The sequence below is a fragment of the Mycoplana rhizolycopersici genome, assembly GCF_013378445.1.
GTDB lineage: Bacteria > Pseudomonadota > Alphaproteobacteria > Rhizobiales > Rhizobiaceae > Mycoplana > Mycoplana rhizolycopersici.
Genome location: NZ_JABXYK010000008.1, coordinates 223,635 through 248,445, shown reverse-complemented (window position 1 = coordinate 248,445; position 24,811 = coordinate 223,635). Strand labels below are relative to the sequence as shown.

Annotated in this window: 20 protein-coding genes; 9 read left to right on the top strand and 11 right to left on the bottom strand. The window is 65.1% G+C overall.

Features of this window, described 5'->3' with window-relative positions; all coding sequences use genetic code 11:
- Positions 1 to 108 precede the first annotated feature (108 nt).
- From HV823_RS15135 to HV823_RS15125, 3 genes are read left to right on the top strand one after another with little or no spacing between them, the layout of a single operon-like run.
- Positions 109 to 1,365: an efflux RND transporter periplasmic adaptor subunit gene (locus tag HV823_RS15135; protein WP_176950551.1), complete on the top strand. Its 1,257-nt coding sequence runs from the start codon at positions 109 to 111 to the stop codon at positions 1,363 to 1,365.
- 11 nt (positions 1,366 to 1,376) lie between these two features.
- Positions 1,377 to 4,517: an efflux RND transporter permease subunit gene (locus HV823_RS15130; RefSeq protein WP_176950550.1), complete on the top strand. Its 3,141-nt coding sequence runs from the start codon at positions 1,377 to 1,379 to the stop codon at positions 4,515 to 4,517.
- Positions 4,518 to 4,566: 49 nt separating this feature from the next.
- Entirely contained in the window at positions 4,567 to 5,181 is a 615-nt protein-coding gene (locus tag HV823_RS15125) for a TetR family transcriptional regulator (protein ID WP_176950549.1), read from the top strand.
- Between the two features lie 68 nt (positions 5,182 to 5,249).
- Here the strand turns inward: HV823_RS15125 and HV823_RS15120 are convergent, their stop codons facing one another.
- From HV823_RS15120 to HV823_RS15105, 4 genes are all read right to left on the bottom strand, one after another.
- Entirely contained in the window at positions 5,250 to 5,489 is a 240-nt protein-coding gene (locus tag HV823_RS15120; RefSeq protein WP_176950548.1) for a hypothetical protein, read from the bottom strand.
- A gap of 285 nt (positions 5,490 to 5,774) precedes the next feature.
- Positions 5,775 to 7,013 (bottom strand): aminomethyl transferase family protein, encoded by a 1,239-nt coding sequence (locus HV823_RS15115; RefSeq protein WP_176950547.1) that lies wholly within the window; start codon positions 7,011 to 7,013, stop codon positions 5,775 to 5,777.
- A complete protein-coding gene (locus HV823_RS15110) occupies positions 7,010 to 8,611 on the bottom strand; it encodes a phytoene desaturase family protein (protein WP_176950546.1) in 1,602 nt (533 codons plus the stop codon). Before HV823_RS15110 ends, HV823_RS15115 begins: the two co-directional genes overlap by 4 nt.
- A complete protein-coding gene (locus tag HV823_RS15105) occupies positions 8,598 to 10,217 on the bottom strand; it encodes a phytoene desaturase family protein (RefSeq protein ID WP_176950545.1) in 1,620 nt (539 codons plus the stop codon). Before HV823_RS15105 ends, HV823_RS15110 begins: the two co-directional genes overlap by 14 nt.
- 155 nt (positions 10,218 to 10,372) lie before the next feature.
- On the opposite strand from HV823_RS15105, the gene HV823_RS15100 reads away from it, so the two are divergent.
- Genes HV823_RS15100 through HV823_RS15085 form a run of 4 tightly spaced genes read left to right on the top strand, consistent with a single transcriptional unit; the run spans position 10,373 to position 14,273 of the window.
- Positions 10,373 to 11,188, top strand: coding sequence for a methyltransferase domain-containing protein (locus HV823_RS15100; RefSeq protein WP_176950544.1), 816 nt, complete (start codon positions 10,373 to 10,375; stop codon positions 11,186 to 11,188).
- Positions 11,189 to 11,211: 23 nt separating this feature from the next.
- Positions 11,212 to 11,889 (top strand): TetR family transcriptional regulator C-terminal domain-containing protein, encoded by a 678-nt coding sequence (locus HV823_RS15095; RefSeq protein ID WP_176950596.1) that lies wholly within the window; start codon positions 11,212 to 11,214, stop codon positions 11,887 to 11,889.
- 24 nt (positions 11,890 to 11,913) lie between these two features.
- Positions 11,914 to 12,996 (top strand): extracellular solute-binding protein, encoded by a 1,083-nt coding sequence (locus tag HV823_RS15090; protein WP_176950543.1) that lies wholly within the window; start codon positions 11,914 to 11,916, stop codon positions 12,994 to 12,996.
- Entirely contained in the window at positions 12,996 to 14,273 is a 1,278-nt protein-coding gene (locus tag HV823_RS15085; RefSeq protein ID WP_176950542.1) for a flavin monoamine oxidase family protein, read from the top strand. The genes HV823_RS15090 and HV823_RS15085 overlap by 1 nt, the downstream gene beginning before the upstream one ends.
- Before the next feature lie 66 nt (positions 14,274 to 14,339).
- Here HV823_RS15085 and HV823_RS15080 read toward each other — a convergent pair whose 3' ends face one another.
- From HV823_RS15080 to HV823_RS15070, 3 genes are read right to left on the bottom strand one after another with little or no spacing between them, the layout of a single operon-like run.
- Positions 14,340 to 15,434 (bottom strand): ABC transporter ATP-binding protein, encoded by a 1,095-nt coding sequence (locus HV823_RS15080; protein ID WP_176950595.1) that lies wholly within the window; start codon positions 15,432 to 15,434, stop codon positions 14,340 to 14,342.
- A 26-nt stretch (positions 15,435 to 15,460) separates the two neighbouring features.
- Positions 15,461 to 16,273 (bottom strand): ABC transporter permease, encoded by an 813-nt coding sequence (locus tag HV823_RS15075; protein WP_176950541.1) that lies wholly within the window; start codon positions 16,271 to 16,273, stop codon positions 15,461 to 15,463.
- Positions 16,273 to 17,097 (bottom strand): ABC transporter permease, encoded by an 825-nt coding sequence (locus HV823_RS15070; RefSeq protein WP_246301481.1) that lies wholly within the window; start codon positions 17,095 to 17,097, stop codon positions 16,273 to 16,275. Before HV823_RS15070 ends, HV823_RS15075 begins: the two co-directional genes overlap by 1 nt.
- Before the next feature lie 378 nt (positions 17,098 to 17,475).
- Between HV823_RS15070 and HV823_RS15065 the strand changes: the two genes are divergently transcribed.
- Positions 17,476 to 18,903, top strand: coding sequence for an aminotransferase (locus tag HV823_RS15065; RefSeq protein ID WP_425487666.1), 1,428 nt, complete (start codon positions 17,476 to 17,478; stop codon positions 18,901 to 18,903).
- Positions 18,904 to 19,028: 125 nt separating this feature from the next.
- Here the strand turns inward: HV823_RS15065 and HV823_RS15060 are convergent, their stop codons facing one another.
- Positions 19,029 to 20,219 (bottom strand): aromatic ring-hydroxylating oxygenase subunit alpha, encoded by a 1,191-nt coding sequence (locus tag HV823_RS15060; protein ID WP_176950539.1) that lies wholly within the window; start codon positions 20,217 to 20,219, stop codon positions 19,029 to 19,031.
- 286 nt (positions 20,220 to 20,505) lie between these two features.
- Positions 20,506 to 21,300, bottom strand: coding sequence for a DUF1194 domain-containing protein (locus HV823_RS15055; RefSeq protein ID WP_176950593.1), 795 nt, complete (start codon positions 21,298 to 21,300; stop codon positions 20,506 to 20,508).
- Positions 21,301 to 21,537: 237 nt separating this feature from the next.
- Here HV823_RS15055 and HV823_RS15050 point away from each other — a divergent pair, with 237 nt between their 5' ends.
- Positions 21,538 to 22,017: an anthrone oxygenase family protein gene (locus HV823_RS15050; RefSeq protein WP_343051867.1), complete on the top strand. Its 480-nt coding sequence runs from the start codon at positions 21,538 to 21,540 to the stop codon at positions 22,015 to 22,017.
- 13 nt (positions 22,018 to 22,030) lie between these two features.
- On the opposite strand, the gene HV823_RS15045 is transcribed toward HV823_RS15050, so the two are convergent.
- The gene (locus HV823_RS15045; protein WP_176950538.1) at positions 22,031 to 23,740 is read right to left on the bottom strand and encodes a GH32 C-terminal domain-containing protein; all 1,710 of its coding nucleotides are present in this window, start codon (positions 23,738 to 23,740) and stop codon (positions 22,031 to 22,033) included.
- 116 nt (positions 23,741 to 23,856) lie between these two features.
- A complete protein-coding gene (locus tag HV823_RS15040; protein ID WP_176950537.1) occupies positions 23,857 to 24,801 on the bottom strand; it encodes an MBL fold metallo-hydrolase in 945 nt (314 codons plus the stop codon).
- Between the last annotated feature and the right edge of the window lie 10 nt (positions 24,802 to 24,811).

Sequence of the window (24,811 nt, the reverse complement as noted above, 5' to 3'; positions counted from 1 at the left end):
AGCTGCGATGCGGGGGCCTACCGGCCTTCCGCATCGAATCATTTCAAGGCCTTCCGGCGGTATGTTCGACCGTCAGGCCAGCGCCGACCCCTCTTTGTGGAAGAACCCATGCGTTTGACGAGACCTTTCGTGATTGCAACGATGAGCAGCCTTCTCGTTCTGGCCGGATGCCAGAAGGAGGAGCAGGCGCAGGGCGCCGGCGGCTTTCCGCCGCCGCAGGTGGCAGTGATCACGGCCACCGCCGAAACCGTGCCGATCATCAACGAACTGCCCGGCCGCATTGCAGCGACGCGCACCGCCGAAGTGCGGCCGCGGATCAGCGGCATCGTCGTAGAGCGGGTGTTCCAGCAGGGCTCGATCGTCAAGGAAGGCGATGTCCTCTACCGCATCGATCCCAAGCCGTTCCAGGTGCAGGTCGACAGCGCCGAGGCCACGCTGCGCCGCGCCAAGGCCGTGCAGTTGCAGGCGCGCCAATCGGCAGATCGGCAGGAACAACTGAAGAAGTCGAACGTCGCTTCCGCGCAGCAGTATGACGACGCCGTGGCCCAGCTTGCCCAGGCCGACGCGGATGTGGCGATCGCCGAAGCAGGGCTCGCAACGGCGAAGCTGAACCTCGAATATGCGGATGTGAAGGCGCCGATCAGCGGCCGCATCGGCCGGGCCCTCATCACCGAGGGTGCGCTCGTCAGCTCGACCGGCACCGAGGCGCTGGCAACGATCCAGCAGCTCGATCCGGTCTATGCGGACTTCACTCAGTCGGCGACCGACCTGATACGGTTGAGAAAGGCGCTCGAAGAGGGCGACCTGATCGAGAACAACTCCGCCGATGTGCGGCTTCTCCTCGACGACGGCAGCGCCTACCCGCAGCCGGGCAAGCTTCTCTTCTCCGAAGCGGCCGTCGATGCCTCGACGGGGCAGGTGACGCTGCGCGGGGAGTTCCCGAACCCGGACAACGACCTGCTGCCGGGCATGTACGTGCGCGTGCAGATCGAACAGGGCAGCGAAAAGGGCGTGGTGCTCGTTCCCCAGCAGGCCGTGCAGCGCGACAGCGCCGGCACCGCCAACGTCTACGTCGTCAGCGCCGACAACAAGGCCGGGATTCGGCCTGTCCGCATCGGCCGCGCGGTCGATACGCGCTGGGTCATCACCGACGGTCTCAAGGACGGCGAGCGGGTGATCGTCGAGGGCTTCCAGAAGGTGCAGCCCGGCGCCGAAGTGGTTCCGGCTGACTGGAAGCCGGAAGACGCGGCCGCCGGTGCGGATGCGCCGGCTGCCGGCGCCGAAGCGCCCAAGGCGGACGATGCCGACAAGACGGGTGCCGTTGACGGCGCTCCCGCCGCCGATGCGACCGAGCAGGCGAAGTGAGGGCCTGAATAATGCCAAGTTTCTTTATCGACAGGCCAATCTTTGCCTGGGTGGTGGCGATCTTCATCATGCTCGCCGGCGCCATAGCCATTCCGATGCTGCCGATCTCGCAGTATCCGGACGTCGCCCCGCCGCAGATCTCGATCAGCACTACTTACCAGGGCGCGTCCTCGCAGGACACTTATCAGAGCGTCACCAAGCTTATCGAGGATGAGCTGAACGGCGTCGACGGGATGCTTTACTTCGAATCCACGTCGAGCGCTGCCGGTTCGGTCGAAATCAACGTGACCTTCGCGCCCGGCACGGATCCGAGCCAGGCCTCAGTCGACGTGCAGAACCGCATCAGCCGCGTCGAACCGCGGCTGCCGGATTCCGTTCGCCGTCAGGGCGTACAGGTCGAAGAGGCCGGCTCCGGCTTCCTCCTGATCATCTCGCTGACCTCGACCGATGGTTCGATGGATGCGATCGGTCTCGGCGACTATCTCAACCGCAACATTCTGAGCGAAATCCAGCGCGTTCCCGGCGTCGGTCGCGCGCAGCTCTTTGCCACCCAGCGCTCGATGCGTATCTGGCTCGACCCCGACAAGATGCTCGGCCTGAACATGACGGCGGCCGACGTAACGGCGGCGGTCGAGGCGCAGAACGCCCAGATTCCGGCCGGCAGCATCGGTGCGCAACCGAACCCGATCACCCAGCAGATCGCCGCACCCGTGAACATCAAGGGGCAGCTGTCCAGCCCGGACGAATTCGGCGCGATCGTGCTTCGCGCGAATGCGGACGGCTCGGCCGTACGCCTGCGTGACGTCGCCCGCATCGAAGTGGGTGGCGAAAGCTACTCCTTCAGCACGCGCCTCAACGGCAAGCCTTCCGCAGCGATCGGCGTGCAGCTCTCGCCGACGGGCAACGCCATGGCGACCTCCGAGGCAATCCAGGCGCGCATGCAGGAACTGTCACAGTTCTTCCCGCCGGGGCTCGAGTACTCCATCCCCTACGACACGTCGCCCTTCGTGAAGGTGTCGATCGAAAAGGTTCTGCACACGCTCGTGGAAGCCGTCGGTCTGGTGTTCCTCGTGATGTTCCTGTTCCTGCAGAACATACGCTACACGATCATCCCCACACTCGTCGTTCCCGTGGCACTGCTCGGCACCTGCGCGGTGATGTTCGCCATGGGCTTCTCGATCAACGTGCTCACCATGTTCGCCATGGTGCTGGCGATCGGCATTCTCGTCGACGACGCCATCATCGTGGTGGAGAACGTCGAGCGCATCATGTCGGAAGAGGGGCTGACCCCCAAGGAAGCGACCCGCAAGGCAATGAAGCAGATCACCGGCGCCGTCATCGGCATCACGCTGGTGCTTGCATCGGTGTTCATCCCGATGGGCTTCTTCCCCGGCGCGGTGGGCGTCATCTACCAGCAGTTCTCGCTGACCATGGTGGTGTCGATCCTGTTCTCCGCCTTCCTGGCGCTGTCACTGACGCCCGCATTGTGCGGCAGCTTCCTGAAACAGGTTCCGAAGGGGCATCATCATGCCAAGCGCGGCTTCTTCGGCTGGTTCAACCGCGGCTTCGACAAGACTTCGCGGAGCTATAGCGGCAGCGTGGGCTGGCTCGGACGCCGTGCCGGACGCGTGATGGTGATCTATCTCGCGATTCTCGTCGGCCTCGGCTACATGTTCATGCGCCTGCCGTCTTCGTTCCTCCCCGACGAAGACCAGGGCTTCGTCATCGTCATGATGCAACTGCCGTCGGAAGCGACGGGGCACCGTACCGACGAAGTCATCGCGCAGACCGAGAAGATCTTCGGTCAGGAAGAGGCGGTCGACAAGATCGTGGCGATCAACGGCTTCTCGTTCTTCGGTGCCGGTCAGAACGCAGGCCTTGCCTTCGTGACGCTCAAGGACTGGAGCGAACGCGGGCCGGAGAATGCCGCGCAGGCGATCGCGGGGCGGGCCACCATGGCGATGAGCCAGATCAAGGATGCGATCAGCTTTGCGCTCTCGCCTCCGCCGATCCAGGGTCTCGGCACCACGGGCGGCTTCTCCTTCCGCCTGCAGGACCGTGCAGGGCTTGGCCAGCAGGCGCTGTCGCAGGCGCGTGACCAGCTTCTCGGCCTTGCGGCCCAGAGTCCGGTGCTCGCAGGTGTCCGCTTCGAGGGCATGCCGGATGCGGCGCAGGTGGACGTCGTGATCGACCGCGAAAAGGCGAATACCTTCGGCGTGACTTTCGCCGAGATCAATTCGACGATCGCGACCAACCTCGGCTCGACCTACGTCAACGACTTCCCGAATGCGGGACGCATGCAGCGCGTGACCGTCCAGGCGGACGAGAACAAGCGCATGCAGATCGCCGACCTCCTGAACCTCAACGTGCGTAACTCCAATGGCGGGATGGTTCCCCTCTCGGCGTTCGCAACGGTCGAATGGATCAAGGCACCGACGCAGACCGTCGGCTATAACGGCTACCCATCGGTGCGCATCAGCGGCGACACCAAGCCGGGCTTTTCGTCCGGTGACGCCATCACCGAGATGGAGCGGCTTGTCGCGCAGCTGCCGCCGGGCTTCGGCTACGAGTGGACCGGCCAGTCTCTGCAGGAGATCCAGTCCGGATCGCAGGCACCCATCCTTATAGGCCTCTCGTGCCTGCTGGTGTTCCTGTGCCTTGCAGCGCTCTACGAAAGCTGGTCGATCCCGATTGCCGTCATGCTCGTCGTTCCGCTCGGCGTGATCGGCGCGGTGGTGGCCGTGACCCTGCGCGACATGCCCAACGACGTGTACTTCAAGGTGGGCCTGATCGCCATCATCGGCCTGTCGGCGAAGAACGCGATCCTGATCATCGAGTTCGCGAAGGAGCTGATGGAGGACGGCAAGTCGTTGATGGATGCAACGATTGAGGCATGCCACCTGCGCTTCCGGCCGATCCTGATGACGTCGCTGGCGTTTACGCTCGGCGTGGTGCCGCTGGCGATCGCGACAGGAGCGAGCTCCGGCAGCCAGCGCGCCATCGGTACCGGCGTGCTCGGCGGCATGATCAGCGCGACGGTGCTGGCGCTCTTCTTCGTCCCGGTCTTCTTCGTCTTCGTGATGAAGCTGTTCGGCTATGGAAAGAAGAAGACAGTGCCGGCCGCGGAAGCGGCACCGGCGGCTGGCGAATGAGAAGAGAAATGCCCGCCGCAAGGCGGGCATTTCCGCAAGGGGAAGTGTGATGCGACGGACGAAGGCCGAAGCGGAGGCGACGCGCCAGCAGATCATCTGCGCGGCCGAACGGGTGTTTTTCAAGAAGGGCGTCTCCAACGCGACGATGGAGGATGTGGCCCATGCCGCTGGCGTGACCCGCGGCGCCATCTACTGGCATTTTGCCAACAAGACCGATCTGTTCATGGAACTCTACAAGTCGGTGCCGCTGCCGCAGGAGGACATGGTCGCGCGTGAACTCGAATCCGAGGACGCTGAGGTTCTGACGGTGATCGAGAGGGTCGCGGCGGAGTGGCTGGATACGCTGGCCAATGACGAGCAGCGACAGCGCATCCTTTCGATCCTGCTTCGCTGCGATTATACCGGCGAGCTCTCTGCGGTGCTCGAAAAGCAGCAGAGCGTGGACGACGGGCATATGCGGACGCTGGAGGCGGCATTCGCGCGTGCGGCGGAAAAGGGCCAGCTCGGCACCTGCTGGACACCGAAGTCCGCGGCCTCGGCGCTGCGCTGGATGATGAAGGGCATCTGCTCGGAATGGCTGCTGTTCGGCCGCCGGTTCGATCTGGCCAGCGAAGGGCGGGAAGGGCTGCGGCGGCTGATCGGCAGCCTTCAGGCGGCGAAGTAAATCGGACGGGCGCGCCGCGCCCGCCGGGCGTGCTTCCTTGAGGCGGCTATCTGCGGTCGCTCAACAGGTCATTTGGCCGTTGTCTCGACCTTTTCGATCCAGTCTTCGCCGATTTTCCAGCGTCTCAGCACCGACAGCGGATCTTCCGAATCAAGCCGCGAGCAGATGCGGTAGACCTCCAGCACCTCGGGAGCCATTGCTCCCTTCTGATAGAAGTACATTGCCGCCGCATAGCGGGCGCGCCCCGACCATTCGACGCCTGCGGGTGTCCGGATCAGTTCCCATTGCTTAAGGGTTTCTTCGTCCATCAGTGTCCACTCGTTTACGGTGGGTGGATTGAAATGCCCCTCACCCTGCCCCTCTCGCCGCAGGCGGGCAGAGGGAGCGGAGACGTTGTGGCCGCCTGACTTTTTCTGTCCGGCGGACCGGTAATGCAGTGGCCACGACTGTCCTTGCTGCCACCGGCGGTATAGGGGCCGGAGACGTTGCAGCAATCGCCCTTCTCCCCGCTTGCGGGGAGAAGGTGCCGGCAGGCGGATGAGGGGCGCCTGCATCGGCTTTGCATCTCACATCCCACGCCGCTGCAAATTCCCTTATCGCAGCCCCGGCGGTGTCACCGTCCGCCGCGCCAGCTTCACGAATGGGCGGGGGACGATCTTCGCGCGCTTCATCATCTTCTGGTAACTCAGCTCGCGCATCGCGTAGATCTCGACCCACAGGTCGTCGACGAACTTCGTGCCGTAGGGGCGCGTCAGGCTGGCGATGGCGATGTTGCGCTTGGCGGTCGGCGACCAGGTGGCGGCGGTGACGAGGCCGGCCTCGCGCTTGCCGCGGTGGTAGACGATCGCGTGTTCGGCCGAAATATTGCCTTCGATTTCAAGGCCTACCAGGATGTGCTTCAGAGTTTGATTCCGGCGAGCGTCGAGGATCGCGCGGCGGCCGTTGAAGTTCGGCTTGTCCGGGTCGACCAGCCAGTCGAGGCCGATCTCGTCAGGCAGCCGGACACGGTCGGCGCGAAGGGCTGCCTCGGCGGTGACGAAATCGGCATTGGCGACGATGAAGCCCGCCTCGATGCGGGTGCGGTTCAGCGCGGAGTAGCCGATGGCGCGGATTCCGTGCTCGGCACCGGCATTCCACAACCGGTCCCACAGCGACACGGCCGCGGCGCGGGAGACGAACAGCTCGTAGCCGAGGTCGCCGGTGAAGCCGGTGCGCGAGATCGTGACCGCCCCGCCTTCATGGGCGAAGCTTGCAATGTCGAACGGCTTCAGCCGCTCGGTGCCGGCAAAGCCCGCCTCGGCCAGCACCGCATGGCTTGTCGGCCCCTGCAGGGCGAGGCCGGCGATCTCGTCGGTCTCCTCGAAGATCTCGACTTCGAAGCCAAAGGCGCTGTCCAGCAGCCAGGGCAGGTGACGTTCCTGGCAGCAGAGGCGGAAGTCCTTCTCGCCGAGCCGGAAGAGCGTGCCGTCATCCAGCACATGGCCGTGGTCGTCGCACCAAGCGGTGTAGTGCACGCGATTGACGCCGAGCTTGCGCACGTCGCGCAGCGTCAGCCGGTTCAGGTAGCGCTCGGCGTCGTAACCGGTGATGCGGTACTTCACCATCGGCGAGATGTCGAACAGCGCGGCGGTGGAGCGGATGGCGAAATATTCCAGCTCCTCGTCGAAGATCGAATGCGGCGCCTTGTAGCCGGCCCAATTGTACCAGTCGTTGACCTCGTCGAGGGCTACAAGCCGTGGATGGAACGGCGTCTCGAGCCGGGGTGTGAGGATGTGGTTGCGGGCAGTGCGGCGGGCTTCGGTGGCATTCAGCGGCTTCGTCAGGGCGTTCATCGGGTGCCTCCGGCAAGGATGTGGCGGGCGGCGTTCCATCCGGCGAGGCCAGAAATGCCGCCGCCGGGATGCGCGCCGGCGCTGGCGAGGTAGAGCCCTTCGATCGGCGTCGCATAGCCCGACGCCGCACCCGTCGGGCGGTTGATCAGCAGCTGGTCGGCCTGCAATTCGCCGTGGTGCCAGTGCCCACCGGGAAGATTGTATTCGGCCTCGATGTCGATCGGCGTGCTGAGATCGGCCGCGACGATCGTGCGCCCGAGACCTGGAGCGTGATGCTCGAGGATGTCGAGCACGATCTTCAGGAAGGCCGGCTTGCCGGCTTCCCAGCCCTGCTGCAGCTTGTAGGGAGCGTATTGCACGAGTGCCGAGAGCGTGCAGGCCCCGTCGGGCGCGAGCGTGGCATCGGCAAGGCTCGGAAGAACGATCTCCATCACCGGGTCCTGCGAGAACTCGCCGTACTTGGCCGGGTTGAAGGCTTCTTCCACATGCGTCATCGAACGGACGATAACGATGCGGCCGGCATGGTCGCGACCGGTGAGGCCGGTGAAGTTCGGCATGCGCGAGAGCGCCAGGTCCAGCTTGGCGACATTTCCGGCGGAGCGGACATGGCGGATGGCGCGCAGGAAAGCGGTGCCGGTCTCGGCCGGATCGACCAGATGCAGGAAGGTCGCCTGCGGATGGATCGCCGAGACGACGACGGGGGCGGTCAGTTCCGAGCCGTCGGTGAGTACGACGCCGCGCGTACTGCCGCGATCGGCAAGGATGCGGCCGACACGCGCACCGCAGCGAACGGTGACGCCGGCACCCTTGGCGGCCTTGAGGAAGGCGGGTGCCACGGCGGCCATTCCGCCCTCCGGGATAAACTGGCCGCCGGCCCTGCCGTCGACTTCGCCGGTCAGGCGATAGTAGAGCCCGAGCAGCGAGGTCGGCGAGCGAGGCCCCAGATGGATGCCGAGCGTGGCGTCGAAGGACAGGAGCCCATTCAGCCGGCCGTCGTCGAGGTATTCGTCGGCGACGTCGGCAACGTTCATCAGCAGCATGCGCAAGAAGTCGCGGCCCTCGGCGCGCCCCTTCCGTATCAGGCCTATACCGGCGGCCATGAGTGTCGAGACATCGCCGATGCCGATCGCGCCGAGCTGCGGCGGCGGGCGGCGGAGGAAGCGCTTGAGGATGCCGGCCTGGAAGGTCAGCTTGTCGCGCAGGCGGGAAAAGGCTGCGGCCTCCTCGGGCGTCACCCCATCGATCGTCTCGCCATAGGCGCCACGCAGGACCGCCGGCTCGTTCATGCCGTCGAGCACTGCGGTCGGCATGGCATGGCCGGGCTTTGCTGTGAGCGTCAGGCCGAGGTCGCGGGCGACCTCGGGATCAAGCCGGTTGACGAGGTGGGCGAGGCCGGCGGAACGGAAGCCCGGGGCGAACTCGCGTCCGCGGGTCGCGCCCCCCGGTGCGTTCGCCGCCTCGAGCACCAGCACCTTCCGGCCGCTGCGACCGAGCTTGGCGGCGGCGGCAAGGCCGTTATGGCCGGCGCCGATGACGATTGCGTCGTAGGCGTTTGCGGGTGTCTTCGAAGATTTCAGGGGCGCATCAGATGACGTCATGGGCGTTGCTCATCGTTTCGGGGCTGCGCTTGAGGTCGCGGAGGATCTCCATGGCGGCGTTGCGTCCGGGCGCGCCCATGACGCCGCCGCCGGGATGGGTGGAGGAGCCGCAGATGTAGAGGCCGGCGATCGGGCTGCGGTACTGTGCGTAGCCGGGCACCGGGCGGTTGAACAGCAACTGGTCGAAGGTCAGTTCGCCCTGGAAGATGTTGCCCTCGGTCAGCCCGACTTCGGCTTCGAGTTCGCGCGGCGTGCGCACCTCCATGTGGACGATGCGGTCGCGGAAGCCGGGCGAATAGTCGGCGATCTGGCTGACGACGGTCTCGGCGAAGGCTGCGCGGTCGGCATCGGTCCAGTCGCGGCCCTCCACCTTCGGCGGGCAGTATTGCACAAAACAGCTCATGAAATGCTTGCCGGGCGAGGTCATGGTCGGGTCGAGCGTGGTCGGGATCATCGTGTCGAGCATGGGATCGGCCGACCAGCGCCCGGCCTTCCAGTCGTCATAGGCGCGTTCCATGCGCTCGATGCTGTCGGTGAAGTGCAAGTCGCCGCGGATGCAGGATGAGCCTTTCGGCAGGGCGGGGAACTCCGGCAGGCTGTCGAGGGCGATGTTCACCTTGCCGGACGAGCCGCGCATCTTGAAGTGCTTCACCCGGTGGACGAAGCTTTCCGGCAGATCGGCCTCGTCGACGAGCTTCAGGAAGGTGCGCTTCACGTCGGCGTTGGAGACGACGAGACCGGCGCGGATCTCCTCGCCGCTCTCCAGAACGACGCCGGTGGTACGGCCGCCGCGGGAGAAGATCTTGGCGACTTCCGCATCGGTGCGGATCGTGCCGCCGGATGCGAGGAAGGAGCTTGCGAGCGCCTGGGTGACCGCACCCATGCCGCCGCGGGCATAGCCCCAGGCACCGACCGAGCCATCGACCTCGCCCATGTAGTGGTGCAGGAGCACATAGGCCGTTCCGGGCGACATCGGCCCGAGTGCCGTGCCGATGATGCCGGAGATCGCCAGATAGGCCTTGATCACGTCGGTCTCGAAATACTCGTCGAGGAAGTCGGAGATCGACATGGTCCAGAACCGCAGCGTCTCGGCCATTTCGCTCGGGCTGAACTCGCCGAATTTCTTCGCGAGGTAGACGAATTCGGCGATGTCGCGCGGGCGGAAGCCGAAGGGATCTGGCGCGGTGCGCATCAGAAGCGGCTGGATGAAGCGGCATTGGCGGGTGACGTCGCGGGCGTAGCGCTCGTAGGCCTCGGCGTCGCGTTTCGAATAGCGGGCGAATTCGCGGCGGTGGCTGTCGTGGTCGCGGTAGGAGGCGAGATAGTCGCCGTCGCGGGTCAGCACGGCGCCGCCCTCGTAGGCGACCACCTGCAGGCCGTGTTTCGGCAGCTCCAGGTCGCGCATGATCTCCGGGCGGAACAGCGAGCAGACGTAGGAACAGTTGGAATAGAGGAAGCCGGGGGTCAGTTCGCGGCTGGTGGCAGCGCCACCGACCCAGCCGTTCTTCTCCAGCACTGCGACCTTCAGGCCGGCCCGCTGCAGGTAGCAGGCGGTGACCAGGCCGTTATGGCCGCCGCCCACCACGAGGACGTCATATCGCTGCATGCTCGTTCTCCCTCAGTTGCCAAAAGGCTGCATCAAAGCCAAAAGCTTGTCCAGATATTTTGAATGAATATTCAGCAAGTATGTTGCAATCCGCTGATAATCCGGTAAAATTTCGTGTCAGACGCAAAGAGGACGTGGCTGGTTTCGAGGGGCGCATGACGGCGGAAAGCGAGAGCGGAGCGGAGCACGAACCCGAATATGACGACACGGCGATCCGGTTTCTGGCGGTGGTCTGGGGAGATGGATACCTTTCGCCCGGTGGCCCGGAGGAGGTCGATCGCGTGCTTTCCGGGCTCGATCTTGCCGGCAAGTCGGTGCTCGACTTCGGCTGCGGAGCCGGCGGCATCACCCTGCATATCGCCAAGAAGTACAACCCTGCCGAAGTGGTCGGCTACGACGTCGAGCAGCCGGTGATCGACCGGGCGCGGCTGGCCGCCGTGCGCGAGGGGTTGACGGCGCAGGTGCGCTTCATCGCCACGCCGCCGGGAACGCTGCCCTTCGACGACGACGAGTTCGACCTCGTCTTCTCCAAGGACGCGATGATCCATGTGGACGACAAGGAGTGGCTGTTTTCCGAACTGTTCCGGGTGCTCAAGCCGGGCGGGCGGCTGGCCGCGTCCGACTGGCTGATCGCGCATGACGGCGAGCCGTCGAGCGAGATGCAGGACTACATCGCCGCCGAGGGGTTGCGCTTCGGCATGGCCTCGCCGCAGCGCTATCTGCAGGCGATGACGGCAGCGGGCTTCGTCGACGTATCGGCGGAAAACCGCAATGCCTGGTATCGGGAGGTCGCCCGCGGCGAGCTCGAGCGGCTGTCGGGGCCGCTGCATGCGCAGGCCGTGGCCGCCGTCGGCGAGGAATACGTGGCAAAGAACATCCGCACCTGGGGCGCCATGCAGAAGGTGCTTGACACCGGCGAGCATTGCCCCACTCATCTGCGCGGCAGCAAGCCGGGCGGAGGCCATCCGTGAACGAGGCGCTGCGAAATCCCAAAATGAGAACGGCGGTGAAGATGCGGGCAGGTGCGGCGCAGAAGGACGTGACGGAAGTCGAAAAGAAGGGCCGCAAGGCATCCAAGGAAACGCGGCGGCTGCAACTGATCGAGGCGACGATCGATTCGCTTGCCAGGCGCGGCTATGCCGACACCACGCTTGCCGACGTCGCAGACGGTGCCGGGCTTTCGCGCGGCATCGTCAACTTCCACTTCGAGAGCAAGGAAAAGCTGCTCGTTGCCACGCTGCAGTTCATGGCCGACGAATATGCCAATCACTGGTACTCCGCATTGGAAAAGGCGGGCGAGCGGCCGGCTGACCAATTGTGGGCGCTGGTTGCGGCCGATTTCGACCGCCGCATCTGCACCAAGCGCAAGCTTGCCGCCTGGTGCGCCTTCTGGGGCGAGGCGAAGTCGCGGCCGACCTACCAGGCGCTCTGCGGCGCCCGCGACGTCAAGTATCAGGAAATCGTCGTCTCCCTGTGTGCGCGCCTCAAGGAGGAGGGCGGCTACGACTATGTCGTCGAGCCCATGGCGCTTGCCGTCTCGACCATGCTGGAAGGCCTTTGGCTGCGCCTGATGATGGGCGACGGGCTGACCCGCGAGAAGGCCCACGAGGCCGCCGTCGAAGCCATCACCGCCATGTTCCCGAGGCATATCGCGCGAACGGGACCCAAATAGCCAACATCAAAAAGGGGAATGAGCATGAGCATCAGCTACAGGACGGGCAAATTTCTCGTTGCCGCTTTCGCCGCTGCACTTTCGGTCTCCACCGCCCTGCCTGCACAGGCCGGAGACGGGCTCACCGTCTTCGACTGGTCCGGCTACGAGGATCCGGCTTTCTTCCCCGCCTTTATGGAAAAACACGAGACGCCGCCGGACTTCAGCTTCTTCGGCGACGAGGAGGAGGCCTTCCAGAAACTGCGCGCCGGCTTCAAGGCCGATGTCGCCCATCCCTGTGCGCAGAGCGTGGAGAAGTGGCGGGAGGCGGGATTGCTGGAGCCGCTCGATACGTCGAAGCTTCACAACTGGAACGACGTGCTTCCGGGGTTCAAGGCGATGAAGGGCCTGATGACATCGGAGGACGGCACCGCTTGGCTCATTCCGTTCGAGTGGGGAAACACCGTGCTGACCTACCGCACCGACACGGTGAAGCCGGAGGAGGTGGCATCGCTCAAGGCTTTCGCCGATCCGAAGTTCAAGGATCGGGTCTCGATCGGCGACAATGTCGACGATGCCTATGCGCTGGCGAGCCTTGCGATCGGGCTGAAGGACTGGTCGCAGATGACGGATGAGCAATTCAAGGAGGCGTCGGACTTCCTTCGCCAGGTCCACCAGAACATTCGCCTCTACTGGACCGACAACACCGAGCTGAGCCAGGCGATGGCGAGCGGCGAAGTGGACCTCGCCTGGGCCTGGAACGAAACCTCCGTTACGCTGCAGGCAGACGGCGTGCCCGTCGACATGAAGCGCGACACGGGCGAGGGACTGTCGACCTGGGTCTGCGGCTACGTCAGGCTCAAGGGCGGCGAGGGTAGCGAAGACAAGGCATACGACTATCTGAACGCGCTGACCGATCCGCCCGTCGCCAACTACATGGTCGAATCCTGGGGTTATGGGCATTCGAACGCCAAGGGGATGGCCGCGGTCGATGCGGCGCTGCTGGACCAGAAGGGCTATGGCGACATCGACGAGTTCGTCAAGGACACGCTGTTCCAGTCGCCGCTGCCGACCGAACTGCGCCAGAAGATGATCGCCGAGTTCGAGAAGATCAAGTCCGGCTACTGATGGCGCAGCATCATGACGTGATCGTCGTCGGGGCCGGGTTCACAGGCCTCTCGGCCGCAGCCATGCTGGCCGAGCGGGGCTTTGATGTTGCCGTGCTGGAAGCGCAGATGCGCGTCGGCGGGCGCGCCGAGGCGCACACCCTTGCGGACGGCGCACGCGTCGATAAGGGCGGCCAGTTTGTCTGCGACGACATGACGAACGTGATGGCGTTGATCCGCCGCTACGGCAAGACGCTGGTCCAGACACCGGTCGAGGGCGCCTTCGTCGTCCAGCCGGAGATCGACGCGCCGGACAGGGCCTATGCCGAGTCACGGTCCCTGCGTCTGCGAATGCGGGCGCTCGACCCGCGCGATCCGGCCATCGGCGGCATGAGCGTTGCGGACTGGCTGGCCGCGCAGCCCGTCAGCACCGACGCCGCAAAAGCCTTCCGCTCGACGGTCGAGGGGCTGTGGTGCCGGCCGATCGGCGAACTGCCGCTCTGGTACCTCGTCTCCAACGACCGACGGATCACCAACCGGCAATCGGAGATCGAGTATTTCGTCGGGGAGACGATCCATTCGCTGGCAGAGGACATGGCAGCGGGTCTCGATGGCCGGGTCCTGACGGGCAGGCCGGTTACACGGATTTCGGCGAGGGCGGAACGCGTCCAGGTTCAGGCCGGGGACCTTCTATTTTCCGCAAGGCACGTGCTTGTCGCCGTGCCGCCGGTGGCCGCGTCGCGCATCGGCTTCGAACCGGACCTGCCGGCTGCGCTCAGGCGGGCGCTTTCGGTATGGAAGAGCGGGGCGGTCATCAAGGCGCTGGTGCGCTATCCGCGGCCGTTCTGGCGCCAGCGCGGCCTGAGCGGCATGGTGTCCTGGCTCGATCCGTCTGGGCTGTTTGCCTGCGACGTCAGCCGCGAAGGGCTCGGTGCCGCGCTGGTGGTCTTCGTCGGCGGTCCGCTCGCGATCGCGGCACAGGCGATGCCGCCGGCGGCGCTTGAGGAGATGATACTGGCAAAGCTTGCAACCGCGCTGGGAGAGACTGCCCGCACGGCGACCGCCATCGCGGTGAGGGACTGGACCGGCGACGCCTGGAGCGGCGGCGGCTACAGCGATACCGTCTGCGACCTGCGGGCGCAGGATGCCGAAGACGTGCTACGCGCGGGCGCAGGACGCATCCGGTTTGCCTGTTCGGAGCTGTCACCCTCCTATCCCGGCTACATCGAGGGGGCGATCGTGGCAGGGCGGGTCGCAGCGGAAGAGATCATGGCGGCGGTCGGACAGGACGCCCTGTAGCCATTGTCGAGCGGCAAAGGCTCGCGAAAAGTGCCGTCTCTCGGCCATGGCCGCGCCGGCACATCGTCAGGCCCGCAGGGCCATTTCGTCATCCGCCAGCAGCACGAAGGCGTCGGGGTCGTATGCCAGCCTGATCTCCGCGCCGACCGGCAGGTCGTCGGCGCCGTAGTCGTTCGTCTCGATCATGGAAAGCGGTTGCTCCAGGCCATCGACGCCGATCGTCAGGTGCGTCACCTCGCCGAAATAGGCGCGGTTCTCGACGCGTCCCGTCAGCTCGTGCGGCGCCCTTTCGTCGTCCCAGAGCAGGCGAAGCCGCTCGGGCCGGATGCCGACCGTGACGTGCCCGTCCGACGCGGTGAACCCCGCCGGCTTTGCCAGGTTCACTGTGCCGAATTGCGCCGCGTCGACCGATACGTCGCCCTTGCGGTCGGCAAGGAGGCGGGCGCGGAGAAAATTCATGCCGCCGAGAAAATCTGCAACTTTGCGCGTGCGGGGATGCTGGTAGATCTCCTTGGGCGTCGCCACCTGGGCGATGCGTCCGCCGAACATCACAGCGATGCGGTCCGACAGCGCGAGAGCCTCGTACTGGTCATGCGTGACGAGGATGAAGGTGATGCCGACGGCCTGCTGCAGGCTGCGCAACTCGACCTGCATCTGCTCGCGCAGCTTCTTGTCCAACGCCGAGAGCGGCTCGTCCAGCAGCAGCACCTTGGGGCGCATGACGAGGGCGCGGGCGAGTGCCACCCGCTGGCGCTGGCCGCCCGAAAGCTCGTCGGCCTTGCGTCGGTCGAGGCCCGTCAGCCGCACCTGGTCGAGCGCATCCGAGACGCGCCGTCGTTCCTCGGTGGCATCGAGCCTCAGCCGCTTCAGTCCGTAGGCGACGTTTTCACCGACGTCGAGATGCGGAAAGATCGCATAGTTCTGGAAGACCATGTTGGTCGGGCGACGATTGGCCGGCAGCAGGGTCGAGGCGACGCCGTCGATGCGGATCTCGCCGCTGGTCGGCACGTCGAAGCCCGCGATGGAGCGCAGCAGCGTGGTCTTGCCGCAGCCGGACGGCCCCAGCAGCGAGAAGAACTCGCCTTCGCCGATCTGCAGCGATACGTCGTCGAGCGCCTTGTACACCCCGTAATAGCGGGAGACGTTTTCGATGGAGATCATCGGGCGGTCAGCCATGCGGGCTCCTGTCAGTGTGCGAGTGCGGCTTGCGTGCGCCGTTCGGCCCGCCGGCGCAGCACTTCGGCAACGGTCAGCAGGACGACGGAGGCGAGGATCATCAGGCTTCCGAGCGCCAGCACGCCCGGCAGCTTGGCGGCGAAGCGGAGCTGTCCCCAGATGTAGACGGGCAGCGTCGGTTCGGTGCCGGAAAGGAAGAAGGCGAGAATGAACTCGTCGAGCGAGATCGTGAAGGTGACGAGCAGGCTGGAGACGATTGCAGGTGCGACCACCGGCAGGGTGACGCGACGGAACGTCCCGAAGGCGGTCTCCCCCAGATCGTAGGAGGCCTCCTCCAGGCTGCGGTCGAAACCTTCGAAGCCGGAGACCAGAACCGACATCGAATAGGGGATGCAAAAGACCACCTGGCCAAGGATCACGGTGACGAGCGACAGCTGCAGCCCGAACTGAAGCGCGATCATCAGCAGGGATACGGCGACGATGATCTCCGGCAGAAACAGCGGCGCCATGATCAGCCCGCCTGCGGCGCGCTGGCCGCGGAAGCGGTAGCGAGTGATGGCGCGGGCGGCGCAGATGCCGAGGATGGTGCTGAGCAGGGAGACGCAGACGCCGACGATGAGGCTGTTGCGCGCAGCCTGCAGCAGCACGGAATTGCCCCACAGCGAGGCGTACCATTTCGTCGTGAAGCCGGCGAGGGGGAAGGTGGTCGTCGCCGCGTCGTTGAAGGAAAGGACCGGCAGAAGCAGGATCGGCAGATAGAGGAAGAGGAAATAGATCGCCACGTAGACAGGCAGGAACGGCAGAAAGCGTATCCTCTGCAGCATCAGCGGATCCTCCGTACGGCAAAGCGCAGGGCAAGGACGACGGCTGCCGCCGCCAGCGAGACCAGCACCATGGTGGTGACCGACAGCGCCGCGCCGAGCGGCCAGTTGGCGCTCTTGCCGAACTGCGCCTGGATCGCGGTCGCGATCATCACGCCGTCCTTGCCGCCCACCAGCTTGGGCGTCACGTAGTCGCCGACCGTCGGTATCATCACGATCAGGAAGGCGGAGATGACGCCGGGCATCGACAGCGGCAGGGTGACGCGGAGGAAGGAGCGCACGGCGCCGTCGCCCAGATCGCGCGCGGCTTCGATCAGCGAGCGGTCGATCTTCTGCAGCGAGACGTAGATCGGCAGGATCGCAAACGCGGCCCAGCTGTGGACGAGGGTGATGACGACGGCATTGGCATTGTAGAGCAGCGAAGTGATCGGCTGTTCGATGATGCCTGTTGCCATCAGGCCGGTATTGAGAACGCCGCCATAGCCGAGGATCACCTTCCACGACATCACCCGCAGGAGATAGCTGGTCCAGCAGGGAATGGTGACGAGAAAGAGCCAGAGGTTCTTGTGCGGGCCGCCGTGGAAGGAAATGTACCAGGCGATCGGATAGGAAAAGCCGACGGTGATGGCGGCGGTCAGCAGCGAGATCCACAGCGAGCGCACGAAAAGGTCGCGGTAGATCGGCTCGGTCAGGGCGAGGCGATAGTTCTCGAAGGTGAAGGTGCGGTCGATGTCCAGATAGTTCTGGGTCCAGAAGCTGTAGGCGATCACCAGCAGGACAGGCAGAAGCAGCAGCGCAAGTGCGTAAAGCAGGGTCGGCGAGATCATCGCCAGCCCGCGGGCCTCTTCGCCGTGTAGCCAGCGGATGCCCTTGGCGGGTGCCGGTTTTTCCGGCGCGCTGACGATGGCCGCGGTGCTCATCGCCGGGGCTTTCCCTGGATATGAGCCTTTCCCTGCATGCGGATCCGGCCCTGCATCCGAATCTGGAACCCGGGACAGAGCCCGTCTGCCTGTGATGCCGATTTCATTTCGACCGCCTTTTCGGCTGTTGCTGTTCCCTGGCGAAAGATGAGCGCAAACCGCCATTGAAATCAAGCGCTAATTCTGCAATATTGATTGAACGAACATTCAATATGTCGTGAAAAGAATATTCTTTTCATTGCGTTGAATGATGATTTGGCGTTTTCAACATATCTGGAGCGTAGGATGGCCGCGATACCGAAGACGACCGGAATGCAGGGCGGGGCAAAGGTGGAGGAGGCTGCGGACGAACTGACGCTGCTGGCCGAGCGCCATCTGGTGCAGCCCTGGCCCGTGTCGGGCTCTATCGGTGCGGAAGCCCGCGGCCGGCTCGAGGGCGGCGATGGCATCTACGTCACCGACGCCGCCGGGCGCAAGCTGATCGACGGACCTGCCGGCATGTGGTGCGTCAATGCCGGGCACAGGCGCAAGGAACTGGCCGAAGTCATGGCGGCGCAGGCGATGGAGCTTTCCTACAATTCGCCCTGGTACACGACCAACGCGCCCGCAGCACGCCTGTCCGGACGGCTGGCCGGCCATGCGCCCGACGGGCTCGACCACGTGTTCTACACGACCGGCGGCTCCTCGGCGGTGGAGACCGCGCTGCGTTTCATGCAATTTGCCAACAATGTGAAGGGACGGGGCGAGAAGAAGCTCATCGTCTCGCGCCAGGGTGCCTATCATGGCTCCACCTATCTCTCGGCCTCGCTGAACGGGCGGCCGCGCGACCAGGACTGGATGGACGGCGCCGGCGAACAGGTGGTCAAGCTGAGCTGTCCCAATCCGTTCCGTCGGCCGGACGGCGTGGCGGCGGCGGAGTTCTGCGACTATCTGGTGGCCGAGTTCCTGGACGTGATCGAGACGGTCGGCGCCGAGCGCATCGGCGCCTTCGTCGCCGAACCGGTGATGGCATCGGGCGGCGTCATCGTTCCGCCGGACGGCTATCTGCGACGCATTCGCGAACTGTGCCGACAAAACGACATCCTCTTCATCGCCGACGAGGTGGTGACCGCCTTCGGAAGGCTCGGGCACGTCTTTGCCTCGCAGGAGGTATTCGGCCTCGATCCGGACATGATCACCTTCGCCAAGGGCGTGACGTCAGGTTATTTCCCGCTCGGCGGCGTGATGATCGCCGGGCGTCTTCTGGAGGAACTGCGCCGCTCCAATCATTCGGAGGCGATGTTCGCGCACGGGCTCACCTATTCGAGCCATCCGGTCGGATGCGCCGTGGCCTTGAAGAACCTCGATCTTCTCGAAGACGGGCTTTTGGAGCACGCACGCTCGGTATCCGGCCATTTCCAATCCAGCCTGAAGGCTTTGGAAGAACTTCCGCTGGTCGGCGAAGTGCGTGGCATGGGGCTGATGGCCTGCGTGGAATGTGTGGCCGACCGGGTGAGCAACAATCCGCTGACGCTCGACCTCGAGGTGGGCAAGCGCATCGACAATCACTGCCAGGAACTCGGCCTGCTGGTGCGGCCGCTCATCAACATGTGCGTGATGTCGCCGCCGTTGACGATCAGTACCGGCCAGATCGACGACATGGCGGCGATCCTTCGCCGCGGCATCGAGCTGACGATGGACGACCTTGTTCGGGAAGGACTGTGGCGCGGTTGAGGCCGCGCCCTGCCGGCCTGTCGGGTCACTCATTCCCGACCCCGACATTTTGAGCCCGCGAAAGCGGGCTCTCTTTTTAGCGACTGTGCCGAAAGGGGATGGCGGGAATGTTGCAGCCACCCGCCTCAGCGCATGGCCGCATTTTTCTCCGCCATGTCCCTCTCTGCCGGCGGGGCTGCCAGGTTCATCACCGGCAGGACTTTCCGCAGGTGGTCGTGGTGCGTCCGCACGCCGTATTCGAGGTCCGACAGATAGAAGCCGGCGAAGGCGTCAGAGGTCATGGCCTCGTTCGACCAGATGGTCAGTTGCACGTCCTCGGCCTGCGTGTCGCGGTCGATGCGGGCGGCGAGATAGCGGGCGGCGGCCTGTTCGCGGCTTTCGTCGCGGTAGCGGTACACGCCGCCGCGCAGCAGGGTGCGGCCGACGGAGATCGGGAATTCCTGGTAGAACTGCAGGCTTTCCGGCGTGACGGCGATCACGGCGTTGGGGAAGATGCCGAAGTAAATCCAGGCCTTGCGCAGATGGTCCGGCAGGGTCTTGTTCTCGGGTGCGATCTTGACGTAGCGCCCGACGCTCCATCTGCGCCCGGCATGGGGATTGTAGGTGGCGAACGAGCGGCAGAGTCCGTCGACGAAGGGCTCGTCGTAATAGGTCGAGCCGTAGAGATCCTGCAGCGCGGGATGGGCCATCGCCACGTGGTAGCCCTCATTGTCCACGTCGCGCACAGACTTCCAGTTGACCGGCGTTTCCTGCGTGTGGATTTCGCCGGCGGGCACCATCTCGGCGGGGCGGTAGTGCGACAGTTCCGCCTCGAACGGGCGCATGATTTCGGCCACGGACGCTTGCGGGCCGGTGGCGAAGCGAATGAAGACGAAGCCCTGCCAGACCTCGCATTCGATCGTCTTCAGCGCGAATTCGTGCTTGTCCATGGGCGGGAAGGAGCGGGGCCGTGCGGCCCCGCGCAGCGTGCCGTCGAGATTGTAGACCCAGCCGTGAAACGGGCAGACGAGGGCGTTGCGGCAGGTGCCGCTCCTGTCTGCAACGAGACGCGAGCCGCGGTGGCGACAGATATTGTGGAACGCTTTGATCTCTCCGTCCTGATCGCGAAGGATCAGGGCGCGCTCGCCGATCACGTCCAGCGTGATGTAGTTGCCGGGTTCGGCGACGTCGGAGACGTGGCAGGCGATCTGCCAGTGCTCCCGGAAAACATGCTGCTTTTCCAGCTCCAGCAGAGCGGCGCTGTGGTAGCACCATCCCGGCAGGCCGCTGCGTTCCCAGTCGTTCGGAATGGAGATGTCACGGATCACTTCATTCATCTTCTTCCCCATATTTTGCTGAACGTTCATTCAATTATAACATATTTTCATAAAGAAAGGAATAGGTTGCGATAGCTCGTGTTCTGATGGTGGCTCTCGGTCACTGTTGCCGGCAACTGCCGCGGAGTCCCCTCGAGCGGCAAAACAGGCGTTGACGCGGTGCGTCCGTTCGTCGTCGCTAGGCCTGCCGGACGGCCTTTCAACCGCTGGTCATGCCTGAAGAGTGGGCGCCGGAAGCGGGGTGGCCAGGAGTGGGGCAGGCATCGAGCTGAAATTGTTCAGCGTCTCAGCGGTTTAATTCCGGATAGTACTGGTCGAAGCCCGGCCGGAGCTTCTCGCCGATCATACAATCGCTGTCGCCGGCCGCAGCGAAGACGTTGGGCGGGGGCAGGCGGCCGCTGACCTCGAGCACCAGCTTGCGGCGAATGGCGATCGCAAAGTCCTCCGGCTCCTGCACCGAGACGACGAAGGCGCCGGGGCCGCCGATGACGCAGTCGGCATAATAGCGGTCCAGAGGACCGTACCCGGCGGAAGGGCGGATCATGATGGCAAGACCGTTGACCACGATGCCGAGCGCCGTCGCCGCGTCGCGGGCCGGCGCCACGGGCGCGCCGTAATTGTTGGGTCCGTCACCGGAAACGTCGATCACCCGCCGGGCGCCGGCATATCCGTTGCCTTCGAAAAGCGTGGAACCATAGGCGAGCGCGGCCGACAGGGAGGTGCCGCGCATCGATGCGAATGGGCGCTCCTTGATCATCTGGGCAAAGCGCCGTGCGTCCTCGGCCGTTTCGATCAGCGTCCAGGGCATTCGCGAACTCGCGCTGATGGTACCGCCCCATTCGTAGTAGCTGAGCGCGATGCGGCCGTTATAGCCCTCGCGGATCGCGGCAAGGAACTCGGGGTGGGTGAGGGCGGAGACATAGCCGGCGCGCTGGACCTGCGCCTCCTCCAGATCCATCGAGCCGGAAACATCGACGGCAAGAACAAGTTCCAGATCGACGACTGCCCCGCTTTCGGCGGCGACGGTAGACGTCTCGCCATGGGCGGTCACGCTGATGAACATGGCGAGTGCGGCAAGCAGCATCCTGCATTTCCCTCCTGCGGAAACGTCCGCTGCCGTTCGGGACGGAAATGCGGAACAGGGCGGCGATGCGCGGCGCGGTTCAGGCGCCAACCGTGCAAGCGAAGACTGTAGCACAGGCATTTGCCGGGGCCGATCAGCAATTGCGTTCAACTGTCGGTGATCACGCGGACGAGAGCTGGTATAGCTGTCGCCGGGTTGCATGCTTGCGCCCTGCCAGCAGATTCGGAGGATCCCGTGGCCGCCTATACCTTGCTTCTCCTCGTCGCCACGGTCGGTGCGGGCCTGAATGCCGGCCTGTTCTTCATCTTTTCGGTGTGCATCATGGCGGCGCTGGCGCGACTGCCGGCGGGCGAAGGCATCGCGGCGATGAACGCGATCAACGTGGTGATCCAGAACCCGCTGTTTTTTGCCGCCTTCATGGGTACGGCCTTGCTCGCGGTGGCAATCGTCGTCCTTGCCTTGCTGAACGGAACTGCCGGCAGCGCTCTTGCGATCGGTGCTGCTGTGCTCTTCCTGGTCGGCACGCTCGGCGTCACCATCGTCTTCAATGTGCCGATGAACGACGCGCTCGCCGCGGTGAACCCGGCGAGCCCGGAAGGCGAGGCCCTGTGGAAAACCTATCTGGGCAGCTGGACGGCGTGGAACCACGTCCGCACGGTCACCTCGATCGGGTCGCTTGTCCTCTTCGTCCTCGCCTACGCCAGGGCGACGTGAGCGAGGGACGTTCTCAGAGCTTCAAGGCCCAAACCGTTGCCTGCACCACGCTTTGCGCGCCTGCACTGAAGCGGGCGGCGCGGATCGGCTCGAAGCCGTCGATGCGCTTCGTCCCGACCCAACGGCCGCGGTCGGCGAAGACCTCGATCGAGCCGTAGTCGAGGAAGACGCGCACCCGCCGCGGATTGGCGCCGTGGGCGACGTAGAGCGGCGACGCCGGCCCGCCGTCGCGCTCATAGCGGATGCCGAGGCCGTGCTGGTCGCGAAAGACGGCGATCGCCGCCCCGGGGTGATCGAGCTCCAGCTCGAAAGTCGCCCCGGCCTCGTCCAGATCGAACAGGATCTCGACGGAGCCGTTGTCGAACGAAACCGTCTCGCCGGCCGAAAGCCGCGTGCGGTCGAGAATGCGGCTGCGCAGGCTTTCGGCCGCGCCGATCGGCGGCGTCAGCAGCATGCCGTCGGAGAGATGCATCGCGCGTGGCAACGTCATGGCCGTGGGGAAGTCGATATCCGGATGTGCGTCGGCCCAGTTGGCCAGCCAGCCAATCCCCACCACGCGGTCGCCGTCGAGGAAGGCCTGGAAGGCGTAGTTGTCGGTGCCGAAATCGAGCTCCTGCCCGAATTCCTTGGAGAAGCTGCGGCCGTCGAACCAGCCGACATCGGCCATCGTCAGGTTCTGCCGGCCGGTCTCCTCGTCCTTGCTGTTCATCAGCCCGTAGACGAGCACCCAGCGGGTCGAACGGCTGGTCGCCGGGCCGTCGAGCGGCAACAGGCAGGGGCATTCGATCGCGGTGGTGCGGTAGCGCTCCTCGACCAGAAGCTTGCCGACATAGGTCCAGCCGGTCGCCGCCGCCCGGTCCTCGGTTTCGTAGAGCAGGATGACGCCGCCATCGTCGCTCTGGCTGCCGAGCAGCATTTTCCATAGCCCGTCCGGTCCACGGAACACGTACGGATCGCGAAAGTCCGGCGTCAGGCCCTCACCGGTCGGGCGACCGGCAAGGACCACCTCGGCCTGTCCGGCGGTGATCAGGTCGGAGGAGGTGGCAGTGAGCTGGATCTGCTGCTCGGGTTGTCGGTCGGCGACCTGCTCGGTGAAGAAGACGCGGATGCCGGGGCCGTCGACCAGCGGGATGGTGGTGCCGGAGAAGGCGCCGCCGCGCTTGTCGGGGCGCACCGTCAGGTCCTCGGAGGGAAAGAGGAAGATCGGCAGGTGGCGCCAGCGCAGGTAGTCGGAGGAGACCGCGTGGCCCCAGTGCATCGTGTTCCAGCGAAGGCCATGCGAATAGTGCTGGTAGAAGAGGTGGGGGCGGCCGTCGAAGCGGCCGAAGCCGTTCGGATCGTTCATCCAGCCGAAAGGCGGGCGGAAGTGGTAGCCGCCTGGAAGCTCCGGCGGCGCGTTGCCGCGGTTGGTGTGGACGACCGTGATGCCGGTCTCCAGCACGTCAGCCGCGGTGAACCAGTAGATCACCGACACCGACGTCGTCGCCGTGTCGAAGCTCAGTTCGACGTGACCACCGCCGAAGACCTGATAGATGCGCAGGCCGTATTCCTCGGCATTGGCGATCGACACTTCGGCGAACTTGCCGCGGGCGTTGGCGAAGGAGACGGAGCCCAAGCTGTTGTGCCCCGTCGCCTTCAGCCAGATGTGGAAGGTGGCATTGACCGGCAGGTCGACCGCAAGGGTGCGGATGGTGTCGGCCGCCACCGTCAGTCGTTCGTTCATTCCATTCCCTTTCGTCCTTTATACAGGGACAGACATAGAAGCGATGGGCGAAAGGAAAAGCCCGGACCCTTGGCAAAGCCAGAATCGGGGCAGGGCAGGGCGAAGCGGCTATGGCACTATGCCGGGACGAAGCGATAGGCGGCGCCCTTGCGCTCGGCGAAGCCAACGCCGGGATAGGCCCAGTGATAGCCGAGAAGCTTGGTCTTCTTGTTCGCCGCCTCGTCGATCAGCGCCTTGCGGGTCGCAAGCGCTGTCTCGGCCTGGGTGTCGAAGCCGAAATGCCAGTCGGGGTGCTCGAAGAAGATGACGTTGCTGGTGGCGGCGTCGCCCGTCACGATCAGGCCGTCGCCGCCGTCGAGATGCAGCGAGATGTGGCCCGGCGTGTGGCCGGGGGTATCGAGGACCGTCATGCCGGGCACGACCTCGTCGCCGGGTTTCACCAGCCGCAGCCGGTCCCGGACGGCGAGGAGGTCGCGCCTTGCGCCGCGGGCGAAGCCGTGCAGCGCCTCCGGCTGGCTCTTCTCGAAGTCCCGGTCGGTCCAGAATTCCCATTCGGCAGCGCTGACCACATAGTCGGCGTTCGGATAGAGCAGCCTGCCGTCCGGGCCGAGTGTCGCACCGGAATGGTCGGGATGGGCATGGGTGAACACGACCTTGGTGATCGCGTCGGGATCGACGCCTGCGGCCCTCAGGTTTCCGGCGAACTTACCGGCGCTGTCCTGGAAGCTGGTGCCGGAGCCGATGTCGACGAGGATGAGTTCATCGCCCGCGCGGATCAGCGGGATGTTGACCTGCACCGGGGCGCCGGCGGCGTCGCCGCCGAGACGCTTCAGGATCGGCAGGCGTTCCTCGGTGGTGGCGTCGGGAAGCAGGACCTCTGCCGGCAGGGTGAGAAAGCCGTCGCTGAAGACGGTGACGTCGAAGTGGCCGTGGTCGAAGCGATGGGCCTCGGCGGCAAATGCCCCCTTCGGAAGCAGGCCGTTTGCGGCGAGTGCGGCGCCGCCGGCCATAAGCTGGCGGCGGGTGAAGGCGGATGCGGAGCGGTCGAGGGTGTGGTTCATCGGCGTCGTC

Bases quoted from the DNA above. Each gene is read 5' to 3' on its own strand.
- HV823_RS15100 (WP_176950544.1), top strand. From the start codon at position 10,373: ATGACGGCGGAAAGCGAGAGCGGAGCGGAGCACGAACCCGAATATGAC.
- HV823_RS15085 (WP_176950542.1), top strand. From the start codon at position 12,996: ATGGCGCAGCATCATGACGTGATCGTCGTCGGGGCCGGGTTCACAGGC.
- HV823_RS15080 (WP_176950595.1), bottom strand. From the start codon at position 15,434: ATGATCTCCATCGAAAACGTCTCCCGCTATTACGGGGTGTACAAGGCG.
- HV823_RS15125 (WP_176950549.1), top strand. From the start codon at position 4,567: ATGCGACGGACGAAGGCCGAAGCGGAGGCGACGCGCCAGCAGATCATC.
- HV823_RS15105 (WP_176950545.1), bottom strand. From the start codon at position 10,217: ATGCAGCGATATGACGTCCTCGTGGTGGGCGGCGGCCATAACGGCCTG.
- HV823_RS15130 (WP_176950550.1), top strand. From the start codon at position 1,377: ATGCCAAGTTTCTTTATCGACAGGCCAATCTTTGCCTGGGTGGTGGCG.
- HV823_RS15115 (WP_176950547.1), bottom strand. From the start codon at position 7,013: ATGAACGCCCTGACGAAGCCGCTGAATGCCACCGAAGCCCGCCGCACT.
- HV823_RS15065 (WP_425487666.1), top strand. From the start codon at position 17,476: ATGGCCGCGATACCGAAGACGACCGGAATGCAGGGCGGGGCAAAGGTG.
- HV823_RS15095 (WP_176950596.1), top strand. From the start codon at position 11,212: ATGAGAACGGCGGTGAAGATGCGGGCAGGTGCGGCGCAGAAGGACGTG.
- HV823_RS15070 (WP_246301481.1), bottom strand. From the start codon at position 17,097: ATGATCTCGCCGACCCTGCTTTACGCACTTGCGCTGCTGCTTCTGCCT.
- HV823_RS15120 (WP_176950548.1), bottom strand. From the start codon at position 5,489: ATGGACGAAGAAACCCTTAAGCAATGGGAACTGATCCGGACACCCGCA.
- HV823_RS15110 (WP_176950546.1), bottom strand. From the start codon at position 8,611: ATGACGTCATCTGATGCGCCCCTGAAATCTTCGAAGACACCCGCAAAC.
- HV823_RS15135 (WP_176950551.1), top strand. From the start codon at position 109: ATGCGTTTGACGAGACCTTTCGTGATTGCAACGATGAGCAGCCTTCTC.
- HV823_RS15045 (WP_176950538.1), bottom strand. From the start codon at position 23,740: ATGAACGAACGACTGACGGTGGCGGCCGACACCATCCGCACCCTTGCG.
- HV823_RS15040 (WP_176950537.1), bottom strand. From the start codon at position 24,801: ATGAACCACACCCTCGACCGCTCCGCATCCGCCTTCACCCGCCGCCAG.
- HV823_RS15090 (WP_176950543.1), top strand. From the start codon at position 11,914: ATGAGCATCAGCTACAGGACGGGCAAATTTCTCGTTGCCGCTTTCGCC.
- HV823_RS15075 (WP_176950541.1), bottom strand. From the start codon at position 16,273: ATGCTGCAGAGGATACGCTTTCTGCCGTTCCTGCCTGTCTACGTGGCG.
- HV823_RS15060 (WP_176950539.1), bottom strand. From the start codon at position 20,219: ATGAATGAAGTGATCCGTGACATCTCCATTCCGAACGACTGGGAACGC.